The sequence below is a fragment of the Parasphingorhabdus sp. genome (genome assembly GCF_039977335.1).
In the GTDB taxonomy this organism is placed as follows: domain Bacteria; phylum Pseudomonadota; class Alphaproteobacteria; order Sphingomonadales; family Sphingomonadaceae; genus Parasphingorhabdus.
The window spans coordinates 1,928,199-1,953,996 of the sequence record NZ_JBDWDI010000004.1; the positions used below are offsets into that span (position 1 = coordinate 1,928,199).

Annotated in this window: 26 protein-coding genes; 16 read left to right on the forward strand and 10 right to left on the reverse strand. The window is 52.9% G+C overall.

The window, feature by feature from the left end; genetic code table 11:
• Nucleotides 1-13 precede the first annotated feature (13 nt).
• From coaE to ABJM21_RS16600, 4 genes are read right to left on the reverse strand one after another with little or no spacing between them, the layout of a single operon-like run.
• On the reverse strand, nt 14-613 hold the full coding sequence (gene coaE, locus ABJM21_RS16585) for a dephospho-CoA kinase (RefSeq protein WP_348302027.1): 600 nt from the start codon (nt 611-613) through the stop codon (nt 14-16).
• On the reverse strand, nt 610-1,428 hold the full coding sequence (gene aroE / locus ABJM21_RS16590; RefSeq protein WP_348302028.1) for a shikimate dehydrogenase: 819 nt from the start codon (nt 1,426-1,428) through the stop codon (nt 610-612). The genes coaE and aroE overlap by 4 nt, the downstream gene beginning before the upstream one ends.
• Nucleotides 1,425-2,018: a nucleoside triphosphate pyrophosphatase gene (locus tag ABJM21_RS16595; RefSeq protein ID WP_348302084.1), complete on the reverse strand. Its 594-nt coding sequence runs from the start codon at nt 2,016-2,018 to the stop codon at nt 1,425-1,427. The genes aroE and ABJM21_RS16595 overlap by 4 nt, the downstream gene beginning before the upstream one ends.
• Before the next feature lie 16 nt (nt 2,019-2,034).
• A complete protein-coding gene (locus tag ABJM21_RS16600; RefSeq protein WP_348302029.1) occupies nt 2,035-2,880 on the reverse strand; it encodes a pyruvate, water dikinase regulatory protein in 846 nt (281 codons plus the stop codon).
• Between the two features lie 302 nt (nt 2,881-3,182).
• Between ABJM21_RS16600 and hemE the strand changes: the two genes are divergently transcribed.
• The 5 genes from hemE to ABJM21_RS16625 all read left to right on the forward strand — a co-directional run bounded on the left by hemE (nt 3,183) and on the right by ABJM21_RS16625 (nt 7,139).
• The gene (gene hemE, locus ABJM21_RS16605; protein ID WP_348302030.1) at nt 3,183-4,217 is read left to right on the forward strand and encodes a uroporphyrinogen decarboxylase; all 1,035 of its coding nucleotides are present in this window, start codon (nt 3,183-3,185) and stop codon (nt 4,215-4,217) included.
• Nucleotides 4,214-4,657, forward strand: a complete 444-nt coding sequence (locus tag ABJM21_RS16610; protein ID WP_348302031.1) for a CopD family protein — start codon at nt 4,214-4,216, stop codon at nt 4,655-4,657. The genes hemE and ABJM21_RS16610 overlap by 4 nt, the downstream gene beginning before the upstream one ends.
• Before the next feature lie 167 nt (nt 4,658-4,824).
• Nucleotides 4,825-6,081 carry a transcription termination factor Rho gene (gene rho, locus ABJM21_RS16615; protein ID WP_348302032.1) on the forward strand — a complete coding sequence of 419 codons (1,257 nt, stop codon included), beginning with the start codon at nt 4,825-4,827 and terminating at the stop codon, nt 6,079-6,081.
• Nucleotides 6,082-6,123: 42 nt separating this feature from the next.
• On the forward strand, nt 6,124-6,420 hold the full coding sequence (locus ABJM21_RS16620; protein WP_348302033.1) for an antibiotic biosynthesis monooxygenase: 297 nt from the start codon (nt 6,124-6,126) through the stop codon (nt 6,418-6,420).
• The gene (locus ABJM21_RS16625) at nt 6,417-7,139 is read left to right on the forward strand and encodes a TerC family protein (protein ID WP_348302034.1); all 723 of its coding nucleotides are present in this window, start codon (nt 6,417-6,419) and stop codon (nt 7,137-7,139) included. Before ABJM21_RS16620 ends, ABJM21_RS16625 begins: the two co-directional genes overlap by 4 nt.
• An 8-nt stretch (nt 7,140-7,147) precedes the next feature.
• Here ABJM21_RS16625 and ABJM21_RS16630 read toward each other — a convergent pair whose 3' ends face one another.
• Both ABJM21_RS16630 and ABJM21_RS16635 read right to left on the reverse strand, forming a co-directional pair.
• Nucleotides 7,148-7,516: a nuclear transport factor 2 family protein gene (locus ABJM21_RS16630; RefSeq protein ID WP_348302085.1), complete on the reverse strand. Its 369-nt coding sequence runs from the start codon at nt 7,514-7,516 to the stop codon at nt 7,148-7,150.
• Between the two features lie 35 nt (nt 7,517-7,551).
• Nucleotides 7,552-8,250: a dienelactone hydrolase family protein gene (locus ABJM21_RS16635; RefSeq protein WP_348302035.1), complete on the reverse strand. Its 699-nt coding sequence runs from the start codon at nt 8,248-8,250 to the stop codon at nt 7,552-7,554.
• A 135-nt stretch (nt 8,251-8,385) separates the two neighbouring features.
• Here ABJM21_RS16635 and ABJM21_RS16640 point away from each other — a divergent pair, with 135 nt between their 5' ends.
• The 10 genes from ABJM21_RS16640 (at nt 8,386) to ABJM21_RS16685 (ending at nt 19,978) form a co-directional block, all read left to right on the forward strand.
• Complete coding sequence (locus tag ABJM21_RS16640) at nt 8,386-8,655, forward strand: DUF6489 family protein (RefSeq protein WP_348302036.1); 270 nt, start codon at nt 8,386-8,388, stop codon at nt 8,653-8,655.
• 19 nt (nt 8,656-8,674) lie between these two features.
• Nucleotides 8,675-9,970: a tRNA uridine-5-carboxymethylaminomethyl(34) synthesis GTPase MnmE gene (mnmE, locus tag ABJM21_RS16645; RefSeq protein ID WP_348302037.1), complete on the forward strand. Its 1,296-nt coding sequence runs from the start codon at nt 8,675-8,677 to the stop codon at nt 9,968-9,970.
• A gap of 108 nt (nt 9,971-10,078) precedes the next feature.
• Nucleotides 10,079-11,944 carry a tRNA uridine-5-carboxymethylaminomethyl(34) synthesis enzyme MnmG gene (gene mnmG / locus ABJM21_RS16650; protein WP_348302086.1) on the forward strand — a complete coding sequence of 622 codons (1,866 nt, stop codon included), beginning with the start codon at nt 10,079-10,081 and terminating at the stop codon, nt 11,942-11,944.
• A 7-nt stretch (nt 11,945-11,951) separates the two neighbouring features.
• Nucleotides 11,952-12,569 carry a 16S rRNA (guanine(527)-N(7))-methyltransferase RsmG gene (rsmG, locus tag ABJM21_RS16655; RefSeq protein WP_348302038.1) on the forward strand — a complete coding sequence of 206 codons (618 nt, stop codon included), beginning with the start codon at nt 11,952-11,954 and terminating at the stop codon, nt 12,567-12,569.
• 42 nt (nt 12,570-12,611) lie between these two features.
• Complete coding sequence (locus ABJM21_RS16660) at nt 12,612-13,394, forward strand: ParA family protein (RefSeq protein WP_348302039.1); 783 nt, start codon at nt 12,612-12,614, stop codon at nt 13,392-13,394.
• The gene (locus ABJM21_RS16665; protein WP_348302087.1) at nt 13,394-14,353 is read left to right on the forward strand and encodes a ParB/RepB/Spo0J family partition protein; all 960 of its coding nucleotides are present in this window, start codon (nt 13,394-13,396) and stop codon (nt 14,351-14,353) included. The genes ABJM21_RS16660 and ABJM21_RS16665 overlap by 1 nt, the downstream gene beginning before the upstream one ends.
• 266 nt (nt 14,354-14,619) lie before the next feature.
• On the forward strand, nt 14,620-15,120 hold the full coding sequence (locus ABJM21_RS16670) for a DUF4402 domain-containing protein (RefSeq protein ID WP_348302040.1): 501 nt from the start codon (nt 14,620-14,622) through the stop codon (nt 15,118-15,120).
• Nucleotides 15,121-15,335: 215 nt separating this feature from the next.
• The gene (locus ABJM21_RS16675) at nt 15,336-16,178 is read left to right on the forward strand and encodes a molecular chaperone (protein WP_348302041.1); all 843 of its coding nucleotides are present in this window, start codon (nt 15,336-15,338) and stop codon (nt 16,176-16,178) included.
• A gap of 54 nt (nt 16,179-16,232) precedes the next feature.
• The gene (locus tag ABJM21_RS16680; RefSeq protein ID WP_348302042.1) at nt 16,233-18,995 is read left to right on the forward strand and encodes a carboxypeptidase-like regulatory domain-containing protein; all 2,763 of its coding nucleotides are present in this window, start codon (nt 16,233-16,235) and stop codon (nt 18,993-18,995) included.
• Between the two features lie 92 nt (nt 18,996-19,087).
• Nucleotides 19,088-19,978, forward strand: coding sequence for an alpha/beta hydrolase (locus ABJM21_RS16685; RefSeq protein WP_348302043.1), 891 nt, complete (start codon nt 19,088-19,090; stop codon nt 19,976-19,978).
• A gap of 19 nt (nt 19,979-19,997) precedes the next feature.
• Here the strand turns inward: ABJM21_RS16685 and ABJM21_RS16690 are convergent, their stop codons facing one another.
• Nucleotides 19,998-20,906: a diacylglycerol kinase family protein gene (locus ABJM21_RS16690; RefSeq protein WP_348302044.1), complete on the reverse strand. Its 909-nt coding sequence runs from the start codon at nt 20,904-20,906 to the stop codon at nt 19,998-20,000.
• Between the two features lie 92 nt (nt 20,907-20,998).
• Here ABJM21_RS16690 and ABJM21_RS16695 point away from each other — a divergent pair, with 92 nt between their 5' ends.
• The gene (locus tag ABJM21_RS16695) at nt 20,999-22,090 is read left to right on the forward strand and encodes an FAD-dependent oxidoreductase (protein ID WP_348302045.1); all 1,092 of its coding nucleotides are present in this window, start codon (nt 20,999-21,001) and stop codon (nt 22,088-22,090) included.
• Here the strand turns inward: ABJM21_RS16695 and ABJM21_RS16700 are convergent.
• From ABJM21_RS16700 to ABJM21_RS16710, 3 genes are all read right to left on the reverse strand, one after another.
• Complete coding sequence (locus ABJM21_RS16700; protein ID WP_348302046.1) at nt 22,087-23,727, reverse strand: acyl-CoA synthetase; 1,641 nt, start codon at nt 23,725-23,727, stop codon at nt 22,087-22,089. The genes ABJM21_RS16695 and ABJM21_RS16700 overlap by 4 nt on opposite strands.
• Nucleotides 23,728-23,812: 85 nt before the next feature.
• A complete protein-coding gene (locus ABJM21_RS16705; RefSeq protein ID WP_348302047.1) occupies nt 23,813-24,631 on the reverse strand; it encodes a TIGR03084 family metal-binding protein in 819 nt (272 codons plus the stop codon).
• Complete coding sequence (locus ABJM21_RS16710; protein ID WP_348302048.1) at nt 24,631-25,785, reverse strand: CoA transferase; 1,155 nt, start codon at nt 25,783-25,785, stop codon at nt 24,631-24,633. Before ABJM21_RS16710 ends, ABJM21_RS16705 begins: the two co-directional genes overlap by 1 nt.
• Nucleotides 25,786-25,798: the final 13 nt, after the last annotated feature.

Sequence of the window (25,798 nt, forward strand, 5' to 3'; positions counted from 1 at the left end):
ACTCAAATTCCGGTTACGCAAGGGAAGCTTTCAATTTTTCTATAGTATTTCGCACCTGCTGCCGCGTTTTGTCCAAAGGCTGCGATGTGTCGATGATAAAATCGGCCCGTTTCCGCTTTTCTTCATCCGGCATTTGCAAGGACTTAATTGTCTCGAACTTGTCCACCGTCATGCCGGAGCGGCGCAAGACCCGCTCCCGCTGATCGTCCTGCGTAGCTGAAACGACAATGATATGATCAATGCCAGCCGCGCCGCTTTTCTCGAACAACAGCGGTATATCGAAGAGAATCATCGGGGCGACTTTGTTTCTCTCGAGAAATTCCATCCGCATCGCGCCCACAGCTGGATGAATAAGAGCTTCCAGCTGTTTTAATGCATCTGGATTGCCAAGCACGGCGGGACCTAGCTTCTGACGGTCCACGCCATTTTCGTTCGTTGTTCCAGGAAACAGGGCTTCAATTTGCTCGACCAGCGCCCCGCCCGGCCCCTGCAATATATGCACCGCAGCATCAGCATCGAAAATCGGCACGCCCTCATCAGCAAACATCTCGGCCACGGTCGATTTGCCCATGCCGATGGAACCGGTAAGACCGATGATCATCGGTCCGGTCATGCCAGAAGCAGCTTTCTCAATTCTTCATCATGTTCCAGCGGCGGGGCTTGACCGAAGAAAATTTCGAAAGCGACTGCAGCTTGGCCGATCAACATCGATACTCCATCGATCGTCTCGAGACCCCGCGCCTTGGCAGCTACAAGCAATTTAGTTTTGAGCGGCACATAAACCAGATCATAGATAATCGCGTCATCGGGCAGGCTACTTAGGTCAACAAGGAGTTCATCCTGCCCTTTCATGCCGAGTGCGCTAGCATTCACCAACAATCTCGCCGGCGGCAAGGCGGATCCATGTTCCAAAGCCTTTCCCTTCAAACCAAAGCGAGCGAGAAGAGCCGAGGCTTTTAGTACATTACGGTTGATGATCGTGACAGATCCAACATCAATGCGCGACAATGCGAACAGGACCGCTTGGGCAGCGCCACCAGCACCAATGACAATCACATCCTGACCAGTGAGCGGCACGTCAGCTATCGGCGCGAAAAAGCCCCCAGCGTCCGTATTTGTTCCAAAAAGATCTCCGCTTTCCGTCCTCGCTATCGTATTCATCGCTCCAATTGATGCCCGCACATCACCCGGATCAGACACATGATCCATCACCGCCAGTTTATGCGGAATCGTAACGTTGCACCCTTGCCAATGAGGATCATCGCGGCGGCTCGCAATATAATCCGCCAGTTCATCCGGTTTCACGTGGAACATCCGGTAGTCGGCTTCAATGGCCAGTTTCTCGAGCCAGAATTTATGGATGATCGGCGATTTGCTGTGGGCAATGGGATCGCCGATAACTTCAGCATAGGAGAGTGTATCGGTCATGACGGCATCACCCCTCTAACGCGCAAGTAGTCGAGCAAATGAAGCAGCGGCAGACCCATGATCGTAAATTGACTCCCTTTAATGTCGGAAAAAAGCTGTGCGCCTCGGCCTTCAATTTCATAGCAGCCAACACAATGGCGAATATTACCCCATTCCGCATCAACATAGCTATCGATAAACGCATCACTTAAGGGCCGCATGGTCAAAGTCGCTATATCAATATGTCGCCACACCGGTGACCCCTGATCCGCGATCACCGCTGCGCTGAATAATTTATGTTTTTTGCCGGACAGCAACCGCAAATGGGCTTTGGCGTCAGCTCGGTCGACCGGCTTGTCCAGCATAGACCCGTCTTCTAGCGCCAATACCTGATCCCCGCCGAGCACTAAAGCGGGACCAATGCGGCGGGAAAGCCGTACCGCTTTGGCCTCGGCCAATGCATCAGCCAGATTCCGAGCGGTCACACCATCGGCCTGCAGCCCCTCTTTCAAAGCCTCTTCATCCACATTGGGCGCCAGCGAATCAATCGCAACGCCCGCCGCTTCAAGCATGGCACGTCGCGCTTTGCTCTTTGAGGCCAGTATCAGCATCGGTTCGTGCGAAGAGTCATTCATTTTCGTCACTCTTGACGCTTTCGTTCAGGCTTGTGTGACGCTCATTATAAAAATTGATGATCGCCGCTGCTGATTCCTCGATCGAGCGCCGCGTTACGTCAATCATGGGCCAAGCGTTATCTGCAAACATCCGCCGGGCATATTGGGTTTCAGCCTTCACCTTTTCCTCGTCGACATAATCAGTTTCCGGTGCCTGATTGAGCGACAATAACCGGTTGCGGCGTACCTGCACCAACCGGCTAGCCCCAGCAACGAGGCCAACGACCAACGGATTTTTCAGATGATAAAGCGCATCAGGCGGCGGCGATTCCGGGACGATTGGAATATTGGCGGTCTTATAGCCGCGATTGGCGAGATAGATGGATGTCGGGGTTTTGGATGTGCGCGAAACACCGGCGAGAATAATGTCCGCCTCTTCCCAGTTCTGCCAGCCAATGCCATCATCATGCGCAATGGTGAACTGAATCGCCTCCACCCGTTCGAAATAGGCGGCATCTAATATATGTTGGCGACCAGGCCGTGCTTTGGCTTCCTGTCCCAACATGTTGGAAAGGGCGTCGGTGACTGTATCAAGCGCAGGGACGACCGGCAGGCCGAGATGGCGGCATTCGCGCTCCAGCCGCGCCCTTATATCACTGTTTACCAAGGTAAAAATGACTAACCCCGGATTATCGGCAACCTCGACCAATATCCGGTTCAAGTGGGTTTCCGAGCGCACCATCGGCCAGAAATGCTTGATGATTTCGACCCCATCAAATTGCGCCAGTGCCGCCTTAGCAATATTCTCTAGCGTCTCGCCGGTAGAGTCCGATAACATATGAAGATGCAAACGATTCATGCCCGCAACCCTGTGATTTCATTGTGGATAAAGCAAGGGATGAATATGGGATTTTTACGCCCGTCATTTTCATCCCCATCATCCCTAATTCTATCCACAACCGGTCAAGTTTTGATAATTTCATCCACAGATTGTGGATAATGGGGAGCGAATTTGGGAATCGGTAAAATTTTCGTTAACAGCTGTCTGTCAATCTGTTTGTAATCGCGGTAGACCCGCTTTACCGCTGCTATCCACGCTCTATCATCATCAACAAGATTCTTTAAATATACTATATTATTATATTGGGTGACCCTTATCCTATGCCTGACGTTACCGACTCCCCGAAAATTTTGCTCGAAACTCTGCATGGCAGGAAAACTGCTCAGACTCCGGTCTGGCTTATGCGCCAAGCAGGACGCTATTTACCCGAATATCGCGAGCTACGCGCGCAAAAAGGCGGATTTCTGGAGCTATGCTATGATGCAGAAGCGGCTGCTGAAGTTACGGTGCAACCGATAAAGCGCTTTGGCTTTGACGGCGCGATCTTGTTTTCCGACATATTGATTGTCCCCCACGCCATGGGTCAGAAATTGTGGTTTGAGACGGGAGAAGGACCTCGTCTGGCGCCAAGGCTCGTCGATGCCGCTTTGTCGTCTCTAGAGGCTGCTCCAGAGCATTTTGAGGCCATTTATAAGACGGTGAGAGCCGTCGCTGCGCAGCTGGATGACAAAACCACCTTCATGGGCTTTGCAGGAAGCCCCTGGACTGTCGCGACTTATATGACCCATGGACAAGGCAGCAAGGATCAGGCTGTGACCCGGCGCTATGCTTATAGCGATGAGTTGGCCTTTTCAGAATTAATCAATGCGATCATCGAAAATACCGTGAAATATCTGCTCGGTCAGATTGATGCGGGCGTCGATGCGGTACAGCTTTTTGACAGTTGGTCAGGAACGCTTTCTCCTACGCAATTTGAAAAATGGGTCATTGCGCCCAATGCGGAAATTATCGCGCGAATAAAGGCGGTTCATCCCGATCTGCCGATTATCGGTTTTCCTAAAGGGGCTGGTGCCAAATTAACTGCTTATGCGAATGAAACGGGTGCAGACGCGATTGGTTTGGATGAAACAGTTGATCCGGTCTGGGCGCATAAAAACCTGCCATCGAACATACCTTTGCAAGGGAATCTCGACCCGCTAGCGTTAATCGCGGGCGGTGAAGCGCTGGAAACATCGGTACGCCATATCTTGCAAGTCTTTGAAGATCGCCCGCATATTTTCAATCTGGGCCACGGGATTTTACCGGACACACCCATTGAACATGTTAAAAAGCTGCTTACACTTGTCCGGCAATGAATGAAATTCTCTCGATGCTCTATCTCTGGCTAAAATCCGCTCATATCATCTTCGTCATCTTCTGGATGGCGGGCCTATTCATGATGCCGCGTTTCTTCGTCTATCATCAGGAAACTGCGGTGGGGTCAGACGAGGATTCCAAATGGATCGAGCGTGAAGGGAAGCTCAGAAAAATCATCCTCAATCCGTCGCTGATCATCACATGGGTTTTGGGATTGTTGCTTGCTTATAATATTGGCGCGTTTAGCCAGGGCTGGTTCCATGCCAAATTGCTTATGCTGCTACTGCTCTCCGGCTATCATGGCTGGATGATGGGCTATGTTAAAAAGCTGACCCGCGGCGAGCGGACGATGACGGATAAGAAGCTTCGTCTGGTCAACGAAGTGCCCGGTATAGCGGCGGCGGTCATTGTGATTTTGGTGATTGTGAAACCGTTCTAATCGAGTCCGTCCGTTTTGGTTCCAGCTTTTGTTGACAGCCACAGGGCAACAGCGTAATTGACGCTCAAAGCCCGTCCGGGCGACCTTTCATGTGAAAATTTGACGGCGCATACGCTGCACACATGCAAAAACAAACATAACTTCCTATTATTTTTGGATAAACCTCCATGCATTTAAAAGAATTAAAAGAAAAAACGCCCGCTGGTCTCGTCTCTATGGCCGAAGAACTGGGCGTTGAAAGCGCATCAACCTTGCGCAAACAGGATCTGATGTTCGCGATTCTGAAAGAACTCGCGGATCAGGACGAACTGATCATGGGTCTTGGCACGATTGAAGTGCTGCCTGATGGATTTGGCTTTTTGCGGTCTCCCGAAGCCAATTACCTTGCCGGCCCCGATGATATTTATGTGTCCCCTAACCAGGTTCGTAAATTTGGCCTGCGTACTGGTGATACCGTCGAAGGCGAAATTCGCGCGCCGCGCGATGGCGAGCGTTATTTTGCGCTCACCAAGCTAACAGCGATTAACTTTGACGAGCCAGATGCTGTCCGTCACCGGGTTAATTTTGATAACCTCACGCCGCTTTACCCTGACTCAAAGCTGACGCTGGATAGTCTCGACCCCACAGTCAAAGACAAGTCAGCGCGTGTCATCGATATTATTTCGCCACAAGGTAAAGGTCAGCGTGCCTTGATTGTGGCACCGCCGCGGACCGGTAAAACCGTGCTGCTGCAAAATATTGCCAAGGCGATTACCGACAACCATCCTGAGGTATATTTGCTCGTGTTGCTCATCGATGAGCGCCCAGAGGAAGTTACCGATATGCAGCGCTCGGTTAAGGGCGAAGTGATTAGCTCCACCTTTGACGAACCCGCGACGCGCCACGTGCAAGTTGCTGAAATGGTTATTGAAAAAGCCAAACGCCTTGTCGAACACAAGCATGATGTCGTCATCTTGCTCGACTCTATTACCCGTTTGGGCCGTGCCTATAATACGGTCGTGCCAAGTTCCGGTAAGGTTCTGACCGGCGGTGTCGATGCCAATGCCTTGCAACGGCCAAAACGCTTTTTCGGTGCCGCGCGTAATATTGAAGAAGGCGGCTCGCTTTCCATCATTGCAACTGCGCTGATCGATACCGGCAGCCGGATGGACGAAGTGATCTTCGAAGAGTTTAAAGGCACCGGTAACTCCGAAATCGTGCTGGACCGTAAAGTTGCAGACAAGCGGATCTTCCCAGCACTGGATGTTGGCAAATCCGGTACCCGTAAGGAAGAATTGCTGGTCGAAGATGACAAGCTCAAGAAAATGTGGGTGCTGCGCCGTATCCTCATGCAAATGGGTACGATCGACGCGATGGAATTCCTGCTCGACAAGATGAAGGATAGCAAAGCGAACGACGATTTCTTCGACAGCATGAATCAATAAAGAAAAGCGCTCAGCCTGAGCGTGGTGGGGGCCAAACCGATAATGATTATCGAACAGGCATTGCTGCAGGTTAAACCGGATCAGTCAGACCAGTTTACCAAAGCCATGCATCAGGCAAGGCCGCTTATTGCGGTCCAGCCAGGCTTTCAATCGATCGAGGTTCGTCCATCGAAAGATAGTCCCGATCGGTTTTTGTTGCTGGTCAAATGGGATGAAGTGGAATCCCATCGTGATGGCTTTCGCAAATCACCGGAATATGAACAGTGGCGCGCCTTGCTTCATGATTTCTATGACCCTATGCCGACTGTAAGTTATTTTGGAGCTTCGATTTTTTCATGATTGATCTTCTTTTCATATTATCCGCGGCCGCTCCAACCGGGCTCGGCTCATTATCAGAAATGTGGGCGGCGATCGTCCATGATTTCTCCAATATTGGATCTCCGGAAGCGCTCGCCGCTTTTGGGCAAGTGGTATTGATCGACCTGGTTTTTGCTGCGGATAATGCGATTGTCGTCGGCGCATTGGCTGGCGGTTTGCCACCGGATCAGCGCCGTAAAGTGATCATGATCGGCATCAGCGCCGCCTTGGTGATGCGGATCATATTTGCGCTGGCAGTGAGCTTGCTTTTGTCAATTGTCGGCCTGATTTTCGCCGGCGGTTTGCTGCTATTGTGGGTTGCTTGGAATTTCTGGCGTGAAATATTCCATGAAGGTGAATCTTCTGGTTCTCCAGAGATTGAAGGTGACGAGCATAGCGGTGTAAAATCTACCAAGACGTTCTGGGGAGCCGTCTGGGCTGTAACAGCAGCGGATATCTCTATGAGCCTGGACAATGTTCTGGGCGTAGCTGGTGCCGCCCGCGAGCATCCAGGCATATTGGTCGTAGGACTGCTATTATCCGTCGCGCTAATGGGCCTCGCAGCCAATGTGATCGCGAAATATATCGAGCGCTACAAGTGGATCGCCTATATCGGTCTCGCGGTCATTGTTTGGGTGGCCGGGCGGATGATTTATGACGGTATTGTCGATCCGAAATTGGGGATGATGACGCTTTTCTGACCCGCTGATTAGGCCGTCTTTTTCATTCTTTCCAGCATCTTACCCATTTCATCCCAGACTTTGTTGATGGCCTGCAACGGGCGGACCATGACCTTGAAGTCCTGAATCATACCGTCATCATTCCAGCTGATAATATCGACGCCATTGACCTGAATATCATCCAATTGCAGCTCAAATTCGAGCATCGCCATATTGGCGCTGTCGTCGACAATCTCTCGCACATAGCGGAAGCTGTCATTGCCAAGGACGTTATCGGCCGCCATCAGATAAGCCATGACAATCGGCTTCCCAGCCTGCGGTGTGTGGACGACAGGGGAGTGGAACACGGCATCATCGGCGAGTTGGGCGCTGAGTGCCGCTTCGCTTTTATCGGCCATGCGGGCATGCCAAACCTTTAAATTATCGCGAGTACTCATGCTAAATGCTCCTTGAAAAATTCTGCGGTACGGCTGTCGGCCAATGTTGCGGCTGCCTCATCCCGGCGTGCCCCAAATTCGGCTGCAAAACCGTGATCCAAGCCTTCATAATCGTGCAATGTCACCTTGGGATGATCATCCAGCCCTTCATGCATGGCTGCCTGCGCATCGGCGGGTACAAAGCCATCAGCGGTCGGGATGTGCAGCATGACATCATGGGCAATGGCGTGACTTTCACGCAGCAACCCGTCTATGCCGACGCCATAATAGCCGACAGAGGCATTAATATCGGTGCGGGCTGCGGTCATGAAAGCCAGTCTGCCGCCCAGACAATAGCCAACACAGCCCACTTTTCCACCATTTACACCTGCGCGGGCAAAATGAATCGCCGCTTCAATGTCTCTTATGCCCTGATCCTGATCAAATTTGCCCATCAGATCGAGCGCGACCTGAAATTCCTCCTCAACATCAGCATCGAGATCGGTGCCATCGTTGACTCGCCAGAAGAGATCGGGCGCGACGGCAAGGTAACCGGCTTTGGCCCAGCTATCGCATTTGGCCTTAATGCCCTTATTAACGCCAAAAATTTCCTGAATCACGATGATAGCCGCCTTGGCATCGCCATCTGGGCTGGCAACATAGCAAGGAAATTCGGCGTCTCCGCTTAGCGTCTTAATCGGTTTCATTTCACCCATTTTTACAGCTCCTTTGCATCATGACTTGATTATTGGTGCACAATATCCCCATATCCTGTTGTGGCAAGGTGGAACATCATCTGTTGCGGTGAGGGAGGGAACTTCGCTTCGACGATAAGGATAAGAGGAAGCATTATGAAAGTAACCGTAGAACTGGATTGCACCCCGGAAGAAGCACGCCGGATGATGGGTTTGCCAGACGTGGCAAAACTCAATGAAACCTACGTGAAAGAATTGTCCAAATTCCTGCAGGGTGCGAGTTCGGTCGAGCAATTGCAGAATTTTACCAAGATCATCGCGCCAATGGGTGAGGCTGGCATCAAGATGTTCTCCTCCTTCTTGGGCGGCGCTATGGGCGGTGGCTCCAATGGTGGAAAATCGTCTTCATCAAAGAAAAAAGATTAGATATCAGATAGATAGTTAAATGTCAGCGGCTGACACCATCTTTGCTTTGTCCAGTGGGCAACCGCCGGCAGCAATCGGTATCATCCGGATTAGCGGTCCAAAAGCATCAGATGCTTTGCATGTTCTCAGCGGCTCTGTGCCGGAGGAGCGGCGCGCGCGTTTGGCGAAGCTGACCGACCCCGCGAGTGGCGAGCTGCTTGATACCGCTCTCGTCTTGTGGTTCCCGGGACCCAATAGTGCGAGCGGTGAGGATCTCGCCGAAATCCATTGCCATGGCGGCCGGGCAGTTGTTCGCGCTCTGGAAATCACGCTGGAAAAAATGGATGGCCTGCGGCAGGCAGAGCCTGGGGAATTTACCCGCCGCGCTTTCACCCACGGCCGGATGGACTTGGCCGAAGCGGAAGGATTGTCTGACCTGCTTTTTGCCGAGACTGAACTGCAACGCCGTTCGGCGATACAGGCGGCGGGCGGAGCGCTATCGCGCAAAGTAGATGATTGGCAAAATGCTATTTTGCGCCTGTCTGCGATGGTGGAGGCTGAGCTTGATTTTTCCGACGAGGATGATGTGACGGCGGCTCAGCTTTCTGTTGTGCAATCAGCGGCAACTGATCTGGCTACGGAAATGGCGGCAATGCTTAATCGCCCGCGCGCGGAAAAATTACGCGAAGGGGTGAGGGTGGTTTTAGGCGGCCCGCCCAATAGCGGGAAGTCCACCTTGCTCAACGCGCTGGTGGAAAGAGAAGCCGCGATTGTATCTGCTATTGCAGGAACGACGCGGGACGTGATCGAGGTGCCGATTGCGATAAAGGGGATACCCTTTCTGTTTATCGACACGGCCGGTGTCCGTAATGAAGGCACGGAAGAAATTGAGCGCATAGGAATTGACCGGGCGCGGCAACAATTTGATATAGCCGACTTGATCCTGTGGCTCGGCCCGGAAGGGCAAGGCCCGCAAAAACCCAATCTGGTCGAACTGGCTTCGCGTCAAGACCATCACGAATTTCAACCCAAATCCGCCGGTGTCATTTCGCTATCGCCCTTGGCAGGCAAGGGCATGGATGCGCTGGTCACTTTGCTAGTCGACCGTGCAAAAGACATTGTTCCAAGCGGCGATGAAATTAGCGTCAACAAGCGCCAAGCCGATCATCTGGCCGAAGCGCAGCGCAATCTTGACGATATATCCCAGCTGCAGGATTATCTCATTATCGCAGAGCAATTGCGATTGGCCCGCGCGGCCCTTGATGCGCTGACCGGCAGAGCCAGCACCGAGGATATGCTCGACAGCCTGTTCGGCAAATTCTGTATCGGAAAATAGGATTGTTCCACGTGGAACAGAAGAGCGCGGACTCCAATGACTTGGCTTGGCGGTTCAACCGGCCGAGATCATTTTGACCTGAAACACCCATTCGGCTATGGGCGCAGCATGAATCGCGATTTTGATCTTATTGTTGTGGGCGGCGGACATGCCGGCTGTGAAGCTGCGGCTGTGGCTGCGCGCATGGGCGTGCGCACAGCCCTGGTCAGTTTCACCAAAGAGAGCATTGGCGCGATGTCCTGCAATCCGGCAATTGGCGGTTTGGGCAAGGGCCATCTGGTGCGTGAAGTAGATGCCTTTGATGGCCTGATCGGACGGGCGGCCGACGCGGCGGCGATCCATTATCGTATGTTGAATCTGTCGAAGGGTGCAGCGGTGCAGGGGCCTCGGGTTCAGGCGGATCGCACGCTTTACAAAGCGGAGATACACCGGATGCTGGATGCGCAGGACAACCTGTCAATTGTTGAGGGCGAAGTCGCATCGCTGATTTTTGATGGGCAAACCGTTAGCGGCATTAATCTCGCGGACGAAAGCCGGATCACGGCGTCCGCGGTCATATTGGCGACCGGGACATTTCTGAACGGCAAATTGTTCCGCGGCGAAGAAACCATCGACGGCGGTCGGACAGGAGAGGCGAGTGCGGTATCTCTGGGTCAGCAGATTCGCGATGCCAATCTTCCCATAGCGCGTCTGAAAACTGGAACACCGCCGCGTATCGATGGCCGCACAATAGATTGGGCGTTACTGCCGGAGCAACCGTCAGATGACGATGGTTGGACGATGTCGCCCCTATCATCACGGCGAGATGTCCCGCAGATATTCTGCGCGGTCAGCAGAACCAGTGCAGCAACCCACGATATTATTCGTGATAACCTCAACCGGTCCCCCCTATTCAGTGGAGCGATTGATGCGCAGGGGCCGCGCTATTGCCCTTCTATAGAAGATAAGATTCACCGCTTTGCCGATCGCGATTCTCACCAAGTATTCTTGGAGCCCGAAGGATTGGACACAACTTTGGTCTATCCGAATGGGATCAGTACATCGCTGCCTGCTGACGTGCAGGAAGCTTTTGTTCGGACCATGGACGGCCTTTCCAGAGCTGAGATTATAGTGCCGGGCTATGCGGTTGAATATGACCATATCGATCCCCGCGCTTTGGACCGCTCACTAAAGGTTCGTGATCTCGAAGGCCTTTATTGTGCTGGTCAGATTAACGGCACGACTGGCTATGAAGAAGCTGCGGCACAGGGCCTGATTGCAGGCATCGGTGCAGCTTGCGCGATTCAGGGTAAGGCTGCGCCAGAACTCGATCGCGGAACTAGCTATATGGCGGTGATGATTGACGATCTGGTGCTGCAGGGTGTGACGGAACCGTACCGGATGCTCACAGCACGTGCGGAATACCGCCTGCGCCTGCGGGCGGATAACGCGACAACGCGGCTGAGTCCCGTTGCTCAGGATATTGATTGTCTGAGTTCTGAAAGACAGCGCTGGTTTAATGATCGGCAAATACAACGCACAGCGATTATGGAAGAACTGGAGGCCGTATATAGCTGTGAGGCTGTTGCCGACCAGGGTATTGAAGTGCGCCGCGATGGTACCAAACAGTCGTTGTTTGAATGGCTGCGCTTTCCCAATATCTCGATTGCAGCACTTGAAGGTCTGGGTCTATCCGTTGCCGATATGGATCCCGGTCTATTGGCTGAGGTTGAGGAAGACGCCCGCTATGCGCCTTATCTGCAGCGGCAGGAAGCGGAGCTGAAAGACCTGCGCGCGAACGAGCAAATACGCTTGGGCGATGATCTCGACTATGCTTCGATAGCTGGACTGTCGAATGAAATGGTTGAGCGATTGAAAAGCGCGCGGCCAGAAACACTCGCAGCCGCTTCGCGCGTCCGGGGTATTACACCAGCGGCACTGGCGGCCATCCTGGTCCATGCTCGGCGCCGCGAAGCCAAGACTTTGGCGGCATGAGCACCGTATGACGGAACAAGAAGCGCAGGATTGGTTGCGCAAAAATTTCAACGTTCCACGTGAAACATGGGATCAGCTGGAGGGGTTTCTGGCGCTGTTGGCAGAGGAGATGTTGCATCAGAATCTCATTTCCAAATCGAGCGCAGACCATGTCTGGGACCGCCATGTTGTCGACAGTGCCCAGTTGCTGCTGCATGCTTCAAAGGGAGAGAGCGGTAAAATCTGGATGGACCTGGGTACCGGCGCTGGTTTCCCAGGGATCATTATTGCCATATTGAGCGACTATAAAGTGCAGATGGTTGAATCGCGTGCGCGCCGGGTCACCTTTCTTGAAACTGTCGTGACAAAGCTGGGGTTGACCGAAAAAGCCTTGGTTTTTGGCGACCGTTTGGAGAATGTCGAAAGCCATCCCGTGGATGTCATTAGCGCCAGAGCTTTTGCCCCGTTGCAAAAATTACTTTCACTTTCGCACCGGTTTTCCACAGAAAATACGGTTTGGCTCTTACCAAAGGGCAAAAATGCGGTAAGAGAGTTGAAAGGCCTATCGCCAAAACGGCAAAAAATGTTCCACGTGGAACAAAGTTTGACTGACCCGGATGCGGGAATATTGGTAGGATTTGGCTGAAAACGTTATTTTATATCAGCTTAGCGAAGGGTTCTGCGTAAAATGGTCCGGATAGCGATAGCAAATCAAAAAGGCGGCGTGGGAAAAACGACCACGGCTATTAATATGGCGACCGCTCTTGCTGCGAGTGGTTGGAAAGTGTTGCTGATCGATCTGGATCCGCAGGGTAATGCATCGACGGGGCTTGGCTTGAACCAAGCGGAACGTACGAATAGCAGCTATGACCTGTTGGTTTCCGATACGCCATTGGCGGACTGCGTGATCAATACCCGCGTGCCCGGCCTTGATATAGTGCCCGCTGTCGTCGATCTTTCCGGAGCGGAAGTTGAGCTGGTTGAGTTTGAAGAACGCACGCATCGGCTGAAAAAAGCTCTCGATGCCGGGGATGATGGTCAGTGGGATATCTGCCTGATCGATTGTCCGCCATCGCTTGGATTGCTGACCCTTAACGCGATGGTCGCGGTCGAATCATTGTTAGTCCCGCTACAATGCGAGTTTTTTGCATTGGAAGGGCTGAGCCAACTGCTGCAGACAGTCGAACGTATTAGAGCGCGTTTCAACAGGGCTTTGTCAGTCATGGGCGTAGTGCTCACCATGTATGATCGCCGCAACAAGCTCACCGAACAGGTATCTGATGATGTTCGCGCTTGCCTCGGAAATGTTGTTTTCGATACCGTTATTCCCAGAAATGTGAGGCTTTCAGAGGCTCCGAGCCATGGCTTGCCAGCGCTGATTTATGATCATCGGTGCAGTGGATCGGAAGCCTATATTAATCTGGCACGGGAATTAATCTCTCGTCTGCCAGAACGGAAGGTAGCTGCATGATGGCGAAAGAAGAGGAAGCTCCATTGCCGAAAAAGGCTGCGATCAAGAAAGCCACGGGACTGGGCAGGGGACTGAACTCGCTTTTCGGTGAAATCCAGCGGGAAGAACCTCTGATTCAAGCACCGGAAGCCGAAATCGATGACGATAGTCCGGAAACTCGTACCGATGGGCTGCGCTCGATAGCTATTTCCGACATCCGCCCCAATCCCGATCAGCCGCGACAGACTTTTGATAATGAAGCGTTAGACGAGTTGGCCGACAGCATGAAGTTGCGCGGTGTGATCCAGCCAATTGTTGTTCGCCCCCATGGCAAGAATTTCCAGATTGTCGCCGGTGAACGCCGCTGGCGAGCGGCCCAGCGCGCGAGGCTCCACCGCGTTCCAGCGATTGTTCGTAGCCTGAATGACGCAGAAACACTGGAAATCGCAATTGTTGAGAATGTCCAGCGCCGCGACCTTAATGCTGTGGAAGAAGCTGAAGCTTATGTAAAGTTGAAGGATGATTTTGGCCATAGCCAGGCTAAATTGGCAGAATTGGTGGGAAAATCCCGCAGTCATATCGCGAATCTCATGCGATTACTCGAGCTGCCCGAATCGGTTCGGGCCTTCGTTGGTGAAGAGAAACTGACTATGGGCCATGCTCGAGCGCTTATTAATGCGCCGGATTCGGCGGAGCTGGCCAAGCAGGTCGTTAAACAAGGGCTTTCGGTAAGGGATACCGAGAAGCTCGTGCGCAAGGCATTGGGCGGCGGTCGGCGGAAAGCCAAAGCACCCCTGATGGGGGCGAGTGAGAGCGATGCTGACATTCGTGCGGTAGAAAGCCATCTCGGCGATCTCTTAGGTTTGAAAGTGTCAATTCAATCCAAGGGGCAGACTGGCGCTGGATCTATGACGATAGATTATAGCAATCTCGATCAGCTGGACCTGATTTGCCAGCGTTTAACCGGCGAACATATTTAATATTTGGTGTTTTTTCGACGATTCTAGCGATTCGGCCCCGATTCCCAGATCTAAAATTTTGTAACATGGGTCAGAAAAACAGCTATTTTTCTTATATTTAGGTCGTTTCCAGTTTCTTAACCATGGCTGGCAGCAAAACCTTATTCTTTGTCCCCGATAACCAATCTCGAATGTTGGCGTATAGCGACGTTTAGCCAGTGGGTTTGGCGAGACGCACCGTAGACGCCCTTTCGAATGTAAGTAGTGAAATATAGGGACCAGAAAATATGTCTAAATTTATTAAAGCCGCTTTGGCTTCTTCCGTTCTTGCCGCTTCAGTAATGGGTGCGAACGCGGCTCACGCTGCAACGGCTTCTGCTGATGCACGCGCTAACATCTTGGAGCAGGTTACTGTAACCAACACTTCAGATCTTGATTTCGCAACCATCGTTACAGGCGCTACCGCTGGTAACGTTGTTGTTGACGCTGCTGGTGCCGTTACATGTGATGCCGCTCTGGTTTGCTCAGGCACGACCACAGCTGCTGGTTTCTCGGTTGCCGGTACAACCGGTCAGACCGTTGATATTGACGCAGACGCAACCGTTACGCTGACCAACGCTGGCGGTAACGCTATGGTCGCAACTTTGACGGAAAGCGCAACCACACTGACCATTTCTGGTACAGCTGCAACCGACGTTTTCACGGTTGGTGGTAGCCTGGCTGTTGGTGCAAACCAAGCTGATGGCGCTTACCTTGGTAACTTTGACGTAACCGTCAACTACCAGTAAGCCTTAATCAAGTCGGCCAAAGCGCCGACGGATTCAAAGAATGTGAGACCCGTCTGCAACTCAGGTTGCAGTCGGGTTTCCTTTTTCTCATCACCTACCGTCAAATAGTTGTCGTGGTTAGCGCTTTGGTAACCCTCTTTGGGCATAGTGGGCGATGTGGGGATGTTGGCGGAAAACCGTCATGTCCGGAATTATATGCTAAACCGGAGACAGTGATGACGACCAGTGGTCTGAAACGATTCAAAAAACTCTATACGGGCCTCGCAGTTGTGGGATCCGCGCTTTTCCTCTCGAGCAGCCCAGCACAGGCGGCCGGCGATCTCCTGGTTGCTCCGACGCGTATCGTTCTTGATGGACAGCGTGGTACAGAGGTTATTCTCAACAATATTGGTTCAGAAACAGCAACTTACCGTATTTCTTTAGAATTGCGCAGGATGACAGCGGAGGGTAAGCTGAAAGAAGTCAGTACCGAAGACGCCAATGCAATTGAGCAGGCGGCAAAGGAAATGATTCGCTATGCGCCGCGCCGCGTCACTTTACCGCCTAACCAGCCGCAGGCTATTCGGCTTGGTATAAGGCCGCCTAAAGATCTCGAAGATGGCGAATATCGGGCCCATCTACTGTTTCGCGCTATTCCAAAGGCACAGAGCGTAACCGAGCAGACAAATTCAAGTGGCGGTTTCACCATCGCTCTCACTCCTATATATGGAGTAACCATTCCGGTTATAATTCGGCAAGGTAACTTGCAAGCAACTGCTGGAATTGCCAATGCCCGTGTAGAAACGAGTGGCAATGGTCAAGCATTTGCATTTGATTTGAGCCGTACCGGAGATCGATCTACTTATGGCGAGATCCGCGTACTCAAGCAGGGCGAGAGCGAGCCTCTATTTGTAGCCAGGGGTATTGCTATTTACCCCGAAGTGACAAGCCGAAAGGTTACCCTACCCGTACCGGCGGAAATTGCGGCAAAGCTTAAAGGGCCAATCTCTGTTGAATATTACGAGCCGGATAATGCTGGCGGTGGCTTGATAGCCAAAAGCCAGATGGTTCTAAGATAGGTATATATTTCAATATATTAGGCCGACTTCACAACTTCAAGCGGCCAAATATCGATGATGAAAAACCACCTTTCCATATTCCGTCAGCGTTTCAAATCGCTGGCCATGGCCGCCGGGATCAGTACGATCTTGGCGGCTTCACCGGTTATGGCGCAGGTGGCCCATGGGCAAACGTCAAACGATCAGCCGGCATGGACGGCAAATGATGATGATGCTCTGCTTTTCGATCTTCGTTCTGGCAAATACCGGCTCGGAGACGGTGTTCGCGGCTATCAGACTAACAATGGTGTCTGCGTTGATTTCGGCGATGTCATCTTGGCGCTTGATGTACCAGTTCGGTTGGATAAAAAGTCGCGCCGCGCAACTGGTTGGATATTCGCAGAACGCGAAACACTGATCATTGAACGCGACAGCAATACAGTACAAAAGGTGAACAGCAAGAAAGAGCTTCAGAAAAACGATATTTACGACACGCCGGAGGGCTGGTGTGTGAATGTCAAAAGCCTGTCCAACTGGCTGGACCTCAAACTAGCACCTGATCTGTCCAACGCTCTACTGAATATTGAATCCGACCGAAAATTGCCCTTCCAACTGGCGCTGGAACGCAAGGAACGGGCAGCGAAAATCAGGCCCCGGCAGAATTTTGATCTGTCCAGCCTGCCGCAATCTACGGAACCGTATAAATTCTGGCGGACACCGTCGGTTGATGCGGTCGTTTCTGCAGGTGGTCTGCGCGACAAGCGATCCGGGCAAGAGCTTGATGTGCGTTACGAACTATTTGCCTCTGGAGAAGTTGGTAAAGCGTCTTTTGATGCGCGTTTATCATCTGATGACAAGGGCGTACCGGAAAGCCTGCGCGTGCGGGCCTATCGCACGGACCCCAAGGGCGGTCTTTTGGGGCCGCTCAAGGCGACTCATTTCGCGTTAGGCGATGTTTCCACCTTTTCAACGCCGATAGTGTCCCAGAGTACTGTTGGCCGCGGTGCTGTGGTCACAAACCGTCCGGTCGACCGGCCTGATAATTTCGATCGCACGAGTTTTCGTGGAGAATTGCCCGAAGGATGGGATGCAGAACTCTATCGCAATGGCCAATTGCTGGCTTTTGCGGAAACCCGTTCGGATGGTCGCTACGAATTTATCGATGTGCCGCTTCTCTATGGGCAGAATCGCTTTGAAGTCGTGCTCTATGGCCCGCAAGGCCAGGTCCGCAGGGACAGCAAGTCGGTTCCGGTTGGGCTCGATTCCATTCCACCCCGCAAAACCTATTATTGGGCCGGCGGGCAGGAGGCAGGCAGAGACCTGATCAACTTCAATTCATTCTTGCCGATAGAGCAGGCTGGTTGGCGTGGCGGTTTTGGTGTCGAACGCGGGCTTAATGCCAAGACATCGGTCGCTGCATCCCTGTTCAGCCTGCAGATTGACGGGAAGCGTCACAATTATGTCGAAGGATCAGTGCGCCGCGCTGTTGGACCGACGCTGGTAGAACTGACGGCGTCGTCCGATCTGAAAAAAGGCACCGCTTTCCGCGGACAATTGCTTGGCGAGCTCGGCAAGACTTTCATCACGGCCGAGACTATCTGGGCACAGGGTAATTTCCGGTCGGATCATATCGAACAAAACATGAACGGGCGCCATAGCCTCTCACTTGACCATAATTTCAAGTTGGGCAGTAGAGTCGTTCCGTTCCATATTGACGCCCAGTATGAAACCCGCTCGGACGGACGGTCTTCGCTTGACTTTACCGGCCGTGCATCTTTGAATTTGCGACGTTTCTCACTTACAGGCGAATTGAGTTGGGAAAAACGCTTCAATGATCTGGGGCCAAATCCGCCGGATATCGCCGAGGCACGGGTGCTTGCCAATGGCCGAATTGCCGGCGTCAGGATACGCGGTGAGGCCACTTATCGGGTCGCGCCGGAGAAACGTTTCGAAAGGGTTAATTTTACCGGCGAATGGCGTGCGGGCGACCGGGCCGACTGGCGTGCGGAGCTCGGCTATGATGTCGGACTTGATCGCGGGCGTGCCGGGATCGGGATAATCCGGCGTTTTGACAAATTTTCGCTAACCGCCAGTGCCGAAGCAGCCACCGATGGCTCTGTTGCGGCTGGATTAAACCTTGCTTTCAGCCTCGGCCCTGATCCGCGTAATGGCAAATTCCGTTTCTCTAACAATAAGCTTGCCAATAGTGGTCAGGCACTGGCCATTGTCTATCGAGACAAGAATCGCGACGGCAAACGGCAGGCGGACGAAGAGCTGGTAGAAAATGTCGAGCTGACGGCTGGAAAAACAACGACGCTGACACCAACAGATGCCAAAGGCCAGTCTATCATTGATAATCTGGAGCCTTTCCGGCCGGTTCTGATTGGCATTGATACCAGCAGTTTGCCGGATCCCTATGTTCAACCCGCCCTGCCCGGCGTGGTAGTGACACCGCGCCCCGGTATTGCCGCAACTGTTGAACTGCCGCTGGTTAGCGCAGGAGAGGTTGAAGGAACGCTGGTCCGCAAAGGCGGCAGCGCGCTGGCTGGAGTGGGTCTGGAATTGCTCGATGTTACCGGCCGGGTAACCCATGAAACGCAAAGTGAATTTGACGGATTCTTCCTGTTCGAGGGTGTGCCCTACGGCGCTTATCAACTGCGTATTCAAAAATTGTCTGCTCAAGCGATCTCCGTCTCGCCGATAGTGAATATTCGCGCCGTTGTTGATGATGACAATCAAGTGGCCAGATTGGGTGTTGTTGTGGCCGCTTCCGATTCTGTGATGGCGAAACTGGGAGATGTCCCGACCGGAACACCTGCGGGATCGCCTGACCCCTAATATATAGCGGACCGATCCTGTCTTGTGCAGTTTTCCGGTTCTGCTAAGCTTTTGCGCTGTTTGAAAGCCCAGCATGGAATCAGGATCAAAATATGCAAGTCACCGCCAACGGCATTAACATTGAAGTCGAAGATCATGGTAAAGCCAACGATCCCGCGATCCTTCTTATCATGGGATATGGAACGCAGCTCATCGCCTGGCCGATGGATTTTGTGAATGGACTGGTTGAATCTGGTTTTCGGGTGGTTGCTTTCGATAATCGCGACGTCGGACTATCCTATAAATGCGACGGGGTTTCCGCCCCCGGCCCGATCCGGCAGCTTTTCACAAAACGGTTTTTTCCCAGTCAAAATCTGGCCCCTTATAATCTAAGCGACATGGCCAGAGATGCGATTGGCGTTTTGGACGCGCTCAATATCGATAAAGCACATATTGTCGGCGCGTCCATGGGCGGAATGATTGGACAATTAGTGGCGGCTGATCATGCAGACCGTGTTTTGTCTCTGACGCCGATCATGTCATCCACCAACGCGCCCGGTCTTCCGGGTGCCGATCCTCTGGTTCGTAAGGGCCTCATCCAATCCGCTCGGGCAAAAGCAACTACGATTGACGAAGCGCTAATTGCCGGCATGGCATTTTCATCGATAATTGCATCCGAAGAGGGGCGGGCAAGAGAAGAAGAACGCAAGGCATTGATGAAAATTGCTCTGGACCGCAGTTTTTATCCAGCTGGCCGACAGAGACAAATGGCAGCGATTATCGAGACTGGCAATTTGCGGCCCAAGGCGAGAGCGATATCTGTTCCAACCATGGTCATTCATGGCACATCGGATCCGCTCATTCCCCATCCCTGCGGAGAGGATATCGCGGCCAATGTCAATAATGCCCGTCTTGAGCTTGTCGATGGCATGGGACATGACTTGCCGCCCAGCAAATTACCGGCGATGGTAGAAATGATCGCGGACCATTGCAGCGCAGCTTAAGCTGCGGTCATCAATGGTGCTAATTGTCTAGTGGCAAGCAATATTCCACCACATAGTCGGTCATCACTATCCGCTTCGGCGGACACATCATTTCATCACCATCCATTTGAAAAAATTGATTTATTTCTGCAATTTCTGGATGCCCGATAGCTACGGATCGTGCACGATGGACGCTTGCGAAGGATAGTTTCTTGGGAGCATTGCCGCGTGCTACCGAGAGCATGAAGCGGACAAAATTCCAGCGTGTGGCTCGCGACAGGGTAATCAGATGGAAATCATCTCCGCCCAGACCGGCCTCTGGTGTCAAGATCCATGGTCCGGCAAAATATCGCCCCTTGGCAATGTAAAAAGCCTCGCAGGACAATTTATTTTGTGATCCATCGACTGCGTTGAAATCCAGTGAAAATTGCTGTCGCGGCCAGTGTAGGAATAGTTTGAGGAACGACCAGGCATAGGCGTTACGGCCGATTTTCTTTTTGATCTGGGGAGAATGTGTTGCCACTGCGACACCATCGGGACCCGCACTCAAACAGGCGGCAAAAGGGCCATGATCGCTCGCTACAACCGGTTCTCTCAGACGGGCATTAGACCCAGCGAGATAACCCCGCATGACTTCGCTCGCAAATTGCTCTGGCTCGGATGCATAGCCAATTTCGCGGGCGACGAGATTGACGGTACCGGCAGGAAAAATGCAGAGAGGCACTTTCGAGCTGCTTTTCTGCATAGCTGCGATGACGAGACGCAATGTGCCGTCGCCGCCGGATACGCAGATAAGCTCGCTGTCCTCGGCGAGCTGCATGCTGCCATCAATTTCGGTGGTGCCCATGATCACTTTCGCGCCACAAGCTTCAAAGGCCTGTGCGAGCACGCCAAGGCGCAATTCGTCATGGGTTCCCGATGCCGGATTGTGGATCAGTTGAACAAGCATTGACAGGACATGGCGATAATTTGCCTACTGCGTCAATGGCGAAGCGTGAATAGTCTTGTCTATCGCTGGAAAACCGCTTTATGAATCGCCCCATGACCAAGAAAATAACAATCATTGGCGGCGGTTATGCCGGAACCATGCTGGCTAGAGAGCTCGATCGGCATGCGGATATCAGCTTGATCGAACCGCGTGAAAAATGGGTTCATAATGTCGCGATGATCCGAGCATTGGCGCGGCCGGAACTGCTTGATGAGATTGTCATGCCCTATGACAAGTTGCTTAAAAATGGAAAAATCGTGCGTGGCCGTGTGGCTTCGATCGATGGCAATAGCGCGATATTGGAAGACGGAACCGAAATTGCCGGGGACATCATCATTATCGCGACGGGTTCGACCTATGCGGCTCCGTTTAAAATGCGAAGCGACGATGAAGCGGCTTTTCTGACTCAGACCAAGCGGGTGATGGACCAAATCGACAAGGCAAAAAATATCGCGATTGTCGGCGCGGGCGCGGTGGGTAGCGAACTGGCGGGGGAATTGGCTTTCGCTCGGCCGGATAAGCAGGTCACGCTGATTTCGGCTGACGAGAATCTGTTTCCCACTTACCCAGCGAAGCTCGGACGTTCGATGCAGCGCCAATTGGGCGAATTGGGTGTGAAGGTTCGGTTGGGCGAGCGCATCAAGAAACTGAAACAGACGGATGCGCCGTTTGTTCCGACCAAGAATAAGATCAAACTGTCCGATGGTTTCCCGATCGATGCCGATCTGGTGATTCCGGTCATTGGGTCGAAGCCGGTGACGGGCCTATTGCAGAATCTGGCAGATGTGACCTTTGATGATCAGGGTCGGGCAAAAGTTGATGGCTGGCTTCGGCCCACGGCCAATCCCGATCTATTCGTCATTGGCGATATTGCCAGTACCGGCGACACAATGACGATTGTCGGGCTGACCCGTCAGGTCGGCTGGCTCAAAAAAACCCTCAAAGCCCATCTGCGTGGCAAGGCGATTGCGGATATGAAGCCCTATACACCATGGCCCAAGCCATTGATATTATTGCCGTTGGGGCCGGACAAGGGCGCCAGCGCACTGCCCTTTGGCGTGACCGGGCCGTTTTTAACCTCTGCGATCAAGGGTAAAAAGCTGTTCATCCCACGCTATCATCGGGAATTTGACTGGAAGCCCTAAGCGGCGACCATATCGAGCATTTTTAGGGCCAGATCCTTGGCATCCTTGTAACCGGGCTTGCCATTGGCGGCGCGCGGTACATCATCGACCACCAGAAACGCGCGCGGCGACTTGTAGTCGGCGAGTATGCCATGGACATGATCGTTAAGAGCGGTTTCGTCCAGCCCATGTCCATCAGCCAGCGATAAAACCGCCGTCACTTTCTCGCCAAAGCGATCATCTGGCACGCCAACGACCAGACAGTCATAAACACTGTCATGGGTCTTGAGCGCTTCTTCCACCTCTTCCGGGAAAATCTTCTCGCCGCCGCTATTAATGCAGACCGAACCACGGCCCAGCAAGGTGACGCTGCCATCGGCTTCAACCATCGCGAAATCACCGGGGATCGAATAGCGCACGCCGTCAAAGGTCTTGAATGTCTCCGCGCTCTTTTTCTCATCCTTATAATAGCCTATCGGAACCATCCCGCCATTGCAGATCATGCCAATCTCGCCGGAACCCGGCTGAATCTCTTTTCCGTCTTCGGTCAGAATCTTGGTGGTATCGGCCATGTCAAAGCTTGCTGTTTTGACGATGCTACTATTCTCACGAGTCATAACCGATGCGCCCATGCTGCCTTCGGTCGAACCCATGCTGTCGACAATAACCATTTCAATATGATCAAGCAGGCCTTGCTTGACTTCGGAAGACCACATAACGCCGGATGATCCCATCATCTGTACTGATGCCAGGTCATAAGGTTTGCCGGCTTCCTTCGCTTCGTTGAGCGCGGCCAGCATCGGCTTGGCAAACACGTCACCAACAATCGTAAGGTCGGTGACTTTCTCATCATCCGCCAGTTTCCAAAGCGCATGCGGATCAAAATGGCGGTTGTTGAACAAGACGACACAGCCCCCGAGCGCATGCGGGATCATCGCGCCGATCCACATGCCGGTCCCGTGCATGATCGGGCAAGCGGGTATCGCTCGGCTGGTGGCACCGGCTGCATGCAACGCCTGAACCAATGGGCCGAAGCCTTCGGCACCTTCGGGCAGAGCCATTTCCCGCATCTCAAAGCCCTTGGTGAACAAGGCGCTGGAAAAAGTCTGATGGTCGTACATTACGCCCTTGGGCATGCCCGTGGTTCCGCCTGTGTAGAGCATGTATAGATCGTCGCCGGAGCGCGGGATGACCGGCATTGGATCAGCGTCGTTTATGGCGGTTTCATAGTCGATGGCACCATCGAGATGTTCGCCGGAGCCATCGTCAATTTCCAGAAAGAGCTTCACATGCTCCAGTTGATCCTTGATCGCTGCTACGCGGGGAGCGAATTGGGCGTGATAGACCAAAGCTTCACTATCGCTATTGTTGATGACATGGGTCAGCTCCGCTTCGAGATAGCGGTAATTGACATTGACTGGACAGATGCGCGCTTTAAACGCGGCAAATTGCGCTTCCATATATTCGGCGCAATTATAGGCGTAGATGGAGATTTTCGCGCCAGGCTTCAGGCCATGATCGGTGTAGACCTGAGCGAGCCGCGCTGCGCGTTGTTCATATTCGGACCAGCTATAGCGCTTGGTGCCCTCAACAATTGCGGGTTTATCGGGAATCGCCTGGGCAATATTTTCCCAGATATCGGCCATTTGCCAGCTCATCGAATCTCTCCTTTTTCTTTTGAACATAGCCGCAAAAAGGCCCAATTCAATAGGTGGGCACAATAGATAGACTCGATAGATATGTTCACCCTGTTTTGATAGAACGGGTCCCTGGCGCTGGCGGGGTTTCCGCACCGCCAGCAAAACACTGGGCTATGGCCATCCACCGGGTTGCGTTTGGACCGGTTACTTTTAAGTCGGTGTCGGCAATATTGCGAGACTGAGTGACTGTTTGGCAAAATTCCTCAGCCAAACCCTCGATCCGCTCTTCCGTGCTTTCATCGCCATAGTCCCAGATCGCGCCGGAGGGGGCTGTGAGTTTGAGATAGGGCACGGGCTGCGGTGCTTCTTCGCCATTGACCTTGAACGTCCAGCCATAGGTGTTGAGACCGATCATCACGATATTGCGGATACGGTCAGCATTCTCGCGTTTGAGGCCCAACACATCATAAATGGCTTGCGCATGGGACCAGTTTTCCATCAGCCGCGCGGTGATCGAAGACCGCACACTCATCGACGGTCCCGCCCATTCGACGCGCATCGCTGGATCAGCGGCCCCAAATTCGGGTGCCATTTTCTGATAGAAATCCCGCCAGGTTTTTACGAGACCCGCTCCCGACAAATTGTCGAGATAGTCCGCTTCAAAAAAGCGCATCGACGTCTGGCCTTTTTTTGCGTTCTCTTTCATCGCGGTCATTGCCTCTTTGAAAAAGGCGTGGAATTTTCCCGGTTCGGTCAGCGACCAATAAGCGGCCATGTTCCAGATATGCAGATGGCGGATGATCGCATTGATTGTCCAGCTTTTAAATCCAGTTTCCTGCTCCATCTCTTCGTCGGAAAGATCTTTGACGAGCGCATATATCGCTTCGCTTTCGTCGAGAAAATCCTGAGCCTGGTCCATCATTACTTAACTCCTATTTCCTGCAATATCGCATCTGTATGTTCGCCAATCGCCGGACTTGGTCCTGTGGTCGGCAGTTTCTGTCTATTGATATGCACCGGCGAAGCCACGTTGTGAATCTTTCCGAGCAGTGGATGGTCCTGTTCCTCAAACGCCTCGATCGCGACGATCTGCGCATGTGATTTCACATCGTCGAGCCGCAGGCATGGGGCGGCCGGCACATCGCCTTTGGTCAGGCCAGCAATCATCGTTTCCGTATCATGGCGCGGCGGTTCGCTAGAAACAATCTGCGCGAGCTCGGCCATATGCATGCTGCGATTTTCGAGACCTTGATATTTCTCTTCCGACTTTAAATCTTCGCGGCCCACCATCTCGAACACCACCTGCCAATGCTCATCGCTCATTGCGGCATAGGCAATGGCGCCGTCGGTCGTACGCAGGGGCATCTGGTAATAATCGGCAAAGGGCGCGGCATGGATCGCATCTTCGTCCATCAAAGTCAGGTGCATGCCGCCGTCCGGCCAGAGAAATGCGATACAGCTGGCGAGCATCGACAGATCAATATGCTGTCCTTCGCCGGTTCGTTCGCGCGCAAATAACGCCGCCGTTATGGCTTGGGCTGCGGTATAGGCGGTCAGCTTGTCGCAGAGCAAAGTCTTCACATAGGCAAAGCCGTCAGGATGGCCCTGCGTTCCCATGAAACCGGCCATGGCCTGCATGACATGATCATAGGCTGGTCGATCGGCCATTGGTCCTTCGCGCCCAAAGCCGGTAATGGCGCAATAGATGAGCCGCGGTTTTTCTGCGCGCAGACTATCGCTGTCGAGACCAAGCCGCTGCATCACACCGGGGCGATAATTGTGGATGACAATATCGGCATCGAGGCACAGCTTGCGCGCCGTGGCGACGCCTTCTTCACTTTTCAGGTCCAGCGTGATTGAGCGTTTGGCGCGGTTGCAATTGTTGAACAAGCCGGAGATGCTTTCTTTCCGGCTGCCGAGCCAGCGCATCGGATCGCCAATGCCGGGCGGTTCGACCTTGATAACGTCCGCCCCTTGCTGCGCAAACATCATCGTGGCGAGGGACGCGGTAATCATCGTCGAAAATTCCACGACCTTGATCCCGGCCAGCGGCTGCTGTGCTGTCACCTCTGCCATATTGTCTCCCGGT

What these genes read in the sequence shown, in the direction of transcription:
- ABJM21_RS16675 (WP_348302041.1), top strand. Translation starts at nt 15,336, where the DNA reads ATGACGACCAGTGGTCTGAAACGATTCAAAAAACTCTATACGGGCCTC.
- aroE (WP_348302028.1), bottom strand. Translation starts at nt 1,428, where the DNA reads ATGACCGATACACTCTCCTATGCTGAAGTTATCGGCGATCCCATTGCC.
- ABJM21_RS16610 (WP_348302031.1), top strand. Translation starts at nt 4,214, where the DNA reads ATGAATGAAATTCTCTCGATGCTCTATCTCTGGCTAAAATCCGCTCAT.
- rho (WP_348302032.1), top strand. Translation starts at nt 4,825, where the DNA reads ATGCATTTAAAAGAATTAAAAGAAAAAACGCCCGCTGGTCTCGTCTCT.
- ABJM21_RS16665 (WP_348302087.1), top strand. Translation starts at nt 13,394, where the DNA reads ATGGCGAAAGAAGAGGAAGCTCCATTGCCGAAAAAGGCTGCGATCAAG.
- mnmG (WP_348302086.1), top strand. Translation starts at nt 10,079, where the DNA reads ATGAATCGCGATTTTGATCTTATTGTTGTGGGCGGCGGACATGCCGGC.
- ABJM21_RS16635 (WP_348302035.1), bottom strand. Translation starts at nt 8,250, where the DNA reads ATGGGTGAAATGAAACCGATTAAGACGCTAAGCGGAGACGCCGAATTT.
- ABJM21_RS16630 (WP_348302085.1), bottom strand. Translation starts at nt 7,516, where the DNA reads ATGGCCGATAAAAGCGAAGCGGCACTCAGCGCCCAACTCGCCGATGAT.
- hemE (WP_348302030.1), top strand. Translation starts at nt 3,183, where the DNA reads ATGCCTGACGTTACCGACTCCCCGAAAATTTTGCTCGAAACTCTGCAT.
- rsmG (WP_348302038.1), top strand. Translation starts at nt 11,952, where the DNA reads ATGACGGAACAAGAAGCGCAGGATTGGTTGCGCAAAAATTTCAACGTT.
- ABJM21_RS16690 (WP_348302044.1), bottom strand. Translation starts at nt 20,906, where the DNA reads ATGCTTGTTCAACTGATCCACAATCCGGCATCGGGAACCCATGACGAA.
- ABJM21_RS16705 (WP_348302047.1), bottom strand. Translation starts at nt 24,631, where the DNA reads ATGATGGACCAGGCTCAGGATTTTCTCGACGAAAGCGAAGCGATATAT.
- ABJM21_RS16595 (WP_348302084.1), bottom strand. Translation starts at nt 2,018, where the DNA reads ATGCTGATACTGGCCTCAAAGAGCAAAGCGCGACGTGCCATGCTTGAA.
- ABJM21_RS16700 (WP_348302046.1), bottom strand. Translation starts at nt 23,727, where the DNA reads ATGAGCTGGCAAATGGCCGATATCTGGGAAAATATTGCCCAGGCGATT.
- coaE (WP_348302027.1), bottom strand. Translation starts at nt 613, where the DNA reads ATGACCGGACCGATGATCATCGGTCTTACCGGTTCCATCGGCATGGGC.
- ABJM21_RS16670 (WP_348302040.1), top strand. Translation starts at nt 14,620, where the DNA reads ATGTCTAAATTTATTAAAGCCGCTTTGGCTTCTTCCGTTCTTGCCGCT.
- ABJM21_RS16695 (WP_348302045.1), top strand. Translation starts at nt 20,999, where the DNA reads ATGACCAAGAAAATAACAATCATTGGCGGCGGTTATGCCGGAACCATG.
- ABJM21_RS16680 (WP_348302042.1), top strand. Translation starts at nt 16,233, where the DNA reads ATGATGAAAAACCACCTTTCCATATTCCGTCAGCGTTTCAAATCGCTG.
- ABJM21_RS16640 (WP_348302036.1), top strand. Translation starts at nt 8,386, where the DNA reads ATGAAAGTAACCGTAGAACTGGATTGCACCCCGGAAGAAGCACGCCGG.
- mnmE (WP_348302037.1), top strand. Translation starts at nt 8,675, where the DNA reads ATGTCAGCGGCTGACACCATCTTTGCTTTGTCCAGTGGGCAACCGCCG.
- ABJM21_RS16600 (WP_348302029.1), bottom strand. Translation starts at nt 2,880, where the DNA reads ATGAATCGTTTGCATCTTCATATGTTATCGGACTCTACCGGCGAGACG.
- ABJM21_RS16660 (WP_348302039.1), top strand. Translation starts at nt 12,612, where the DNA reads ATGGTCCGGATAGCGATAGCAAATCAAAAAGGCGGCGTGGGAAAAACG.
- ABJM21_RS16625 (WP_348302034.1), top strand. Translation starts at nt 6,417, where the DNA reads ATGATTGATCTTCTTTTCATATTATCCGCGGCCGCTCCAACCGGGCTC.
- ABJM21_RS16620 (WP_348302033.1), top strand. Translation starts at nt 6,124, where the DNA reads ATGATTATCGAACAGGCATTGCTGCAGGTTAAACCGGATCAGTCAGAC.
- ABJM21_RS16710 (WP_348302048.1), bottom strand. Translation starts at nt 25,785, where the DNA reads ATGGCAGAGGTGACAGCACAGCAGCCGCTGGCCGGGATCAAGGTCGTG.
- ABJM21_RS16685 (WP_348302043.1), top strand. Translation starts at nt 19,088, where the DNA reads ATGCAAGTCACCGCCAACGGCATTAACATTGAAGTCGAAGATCATGGT.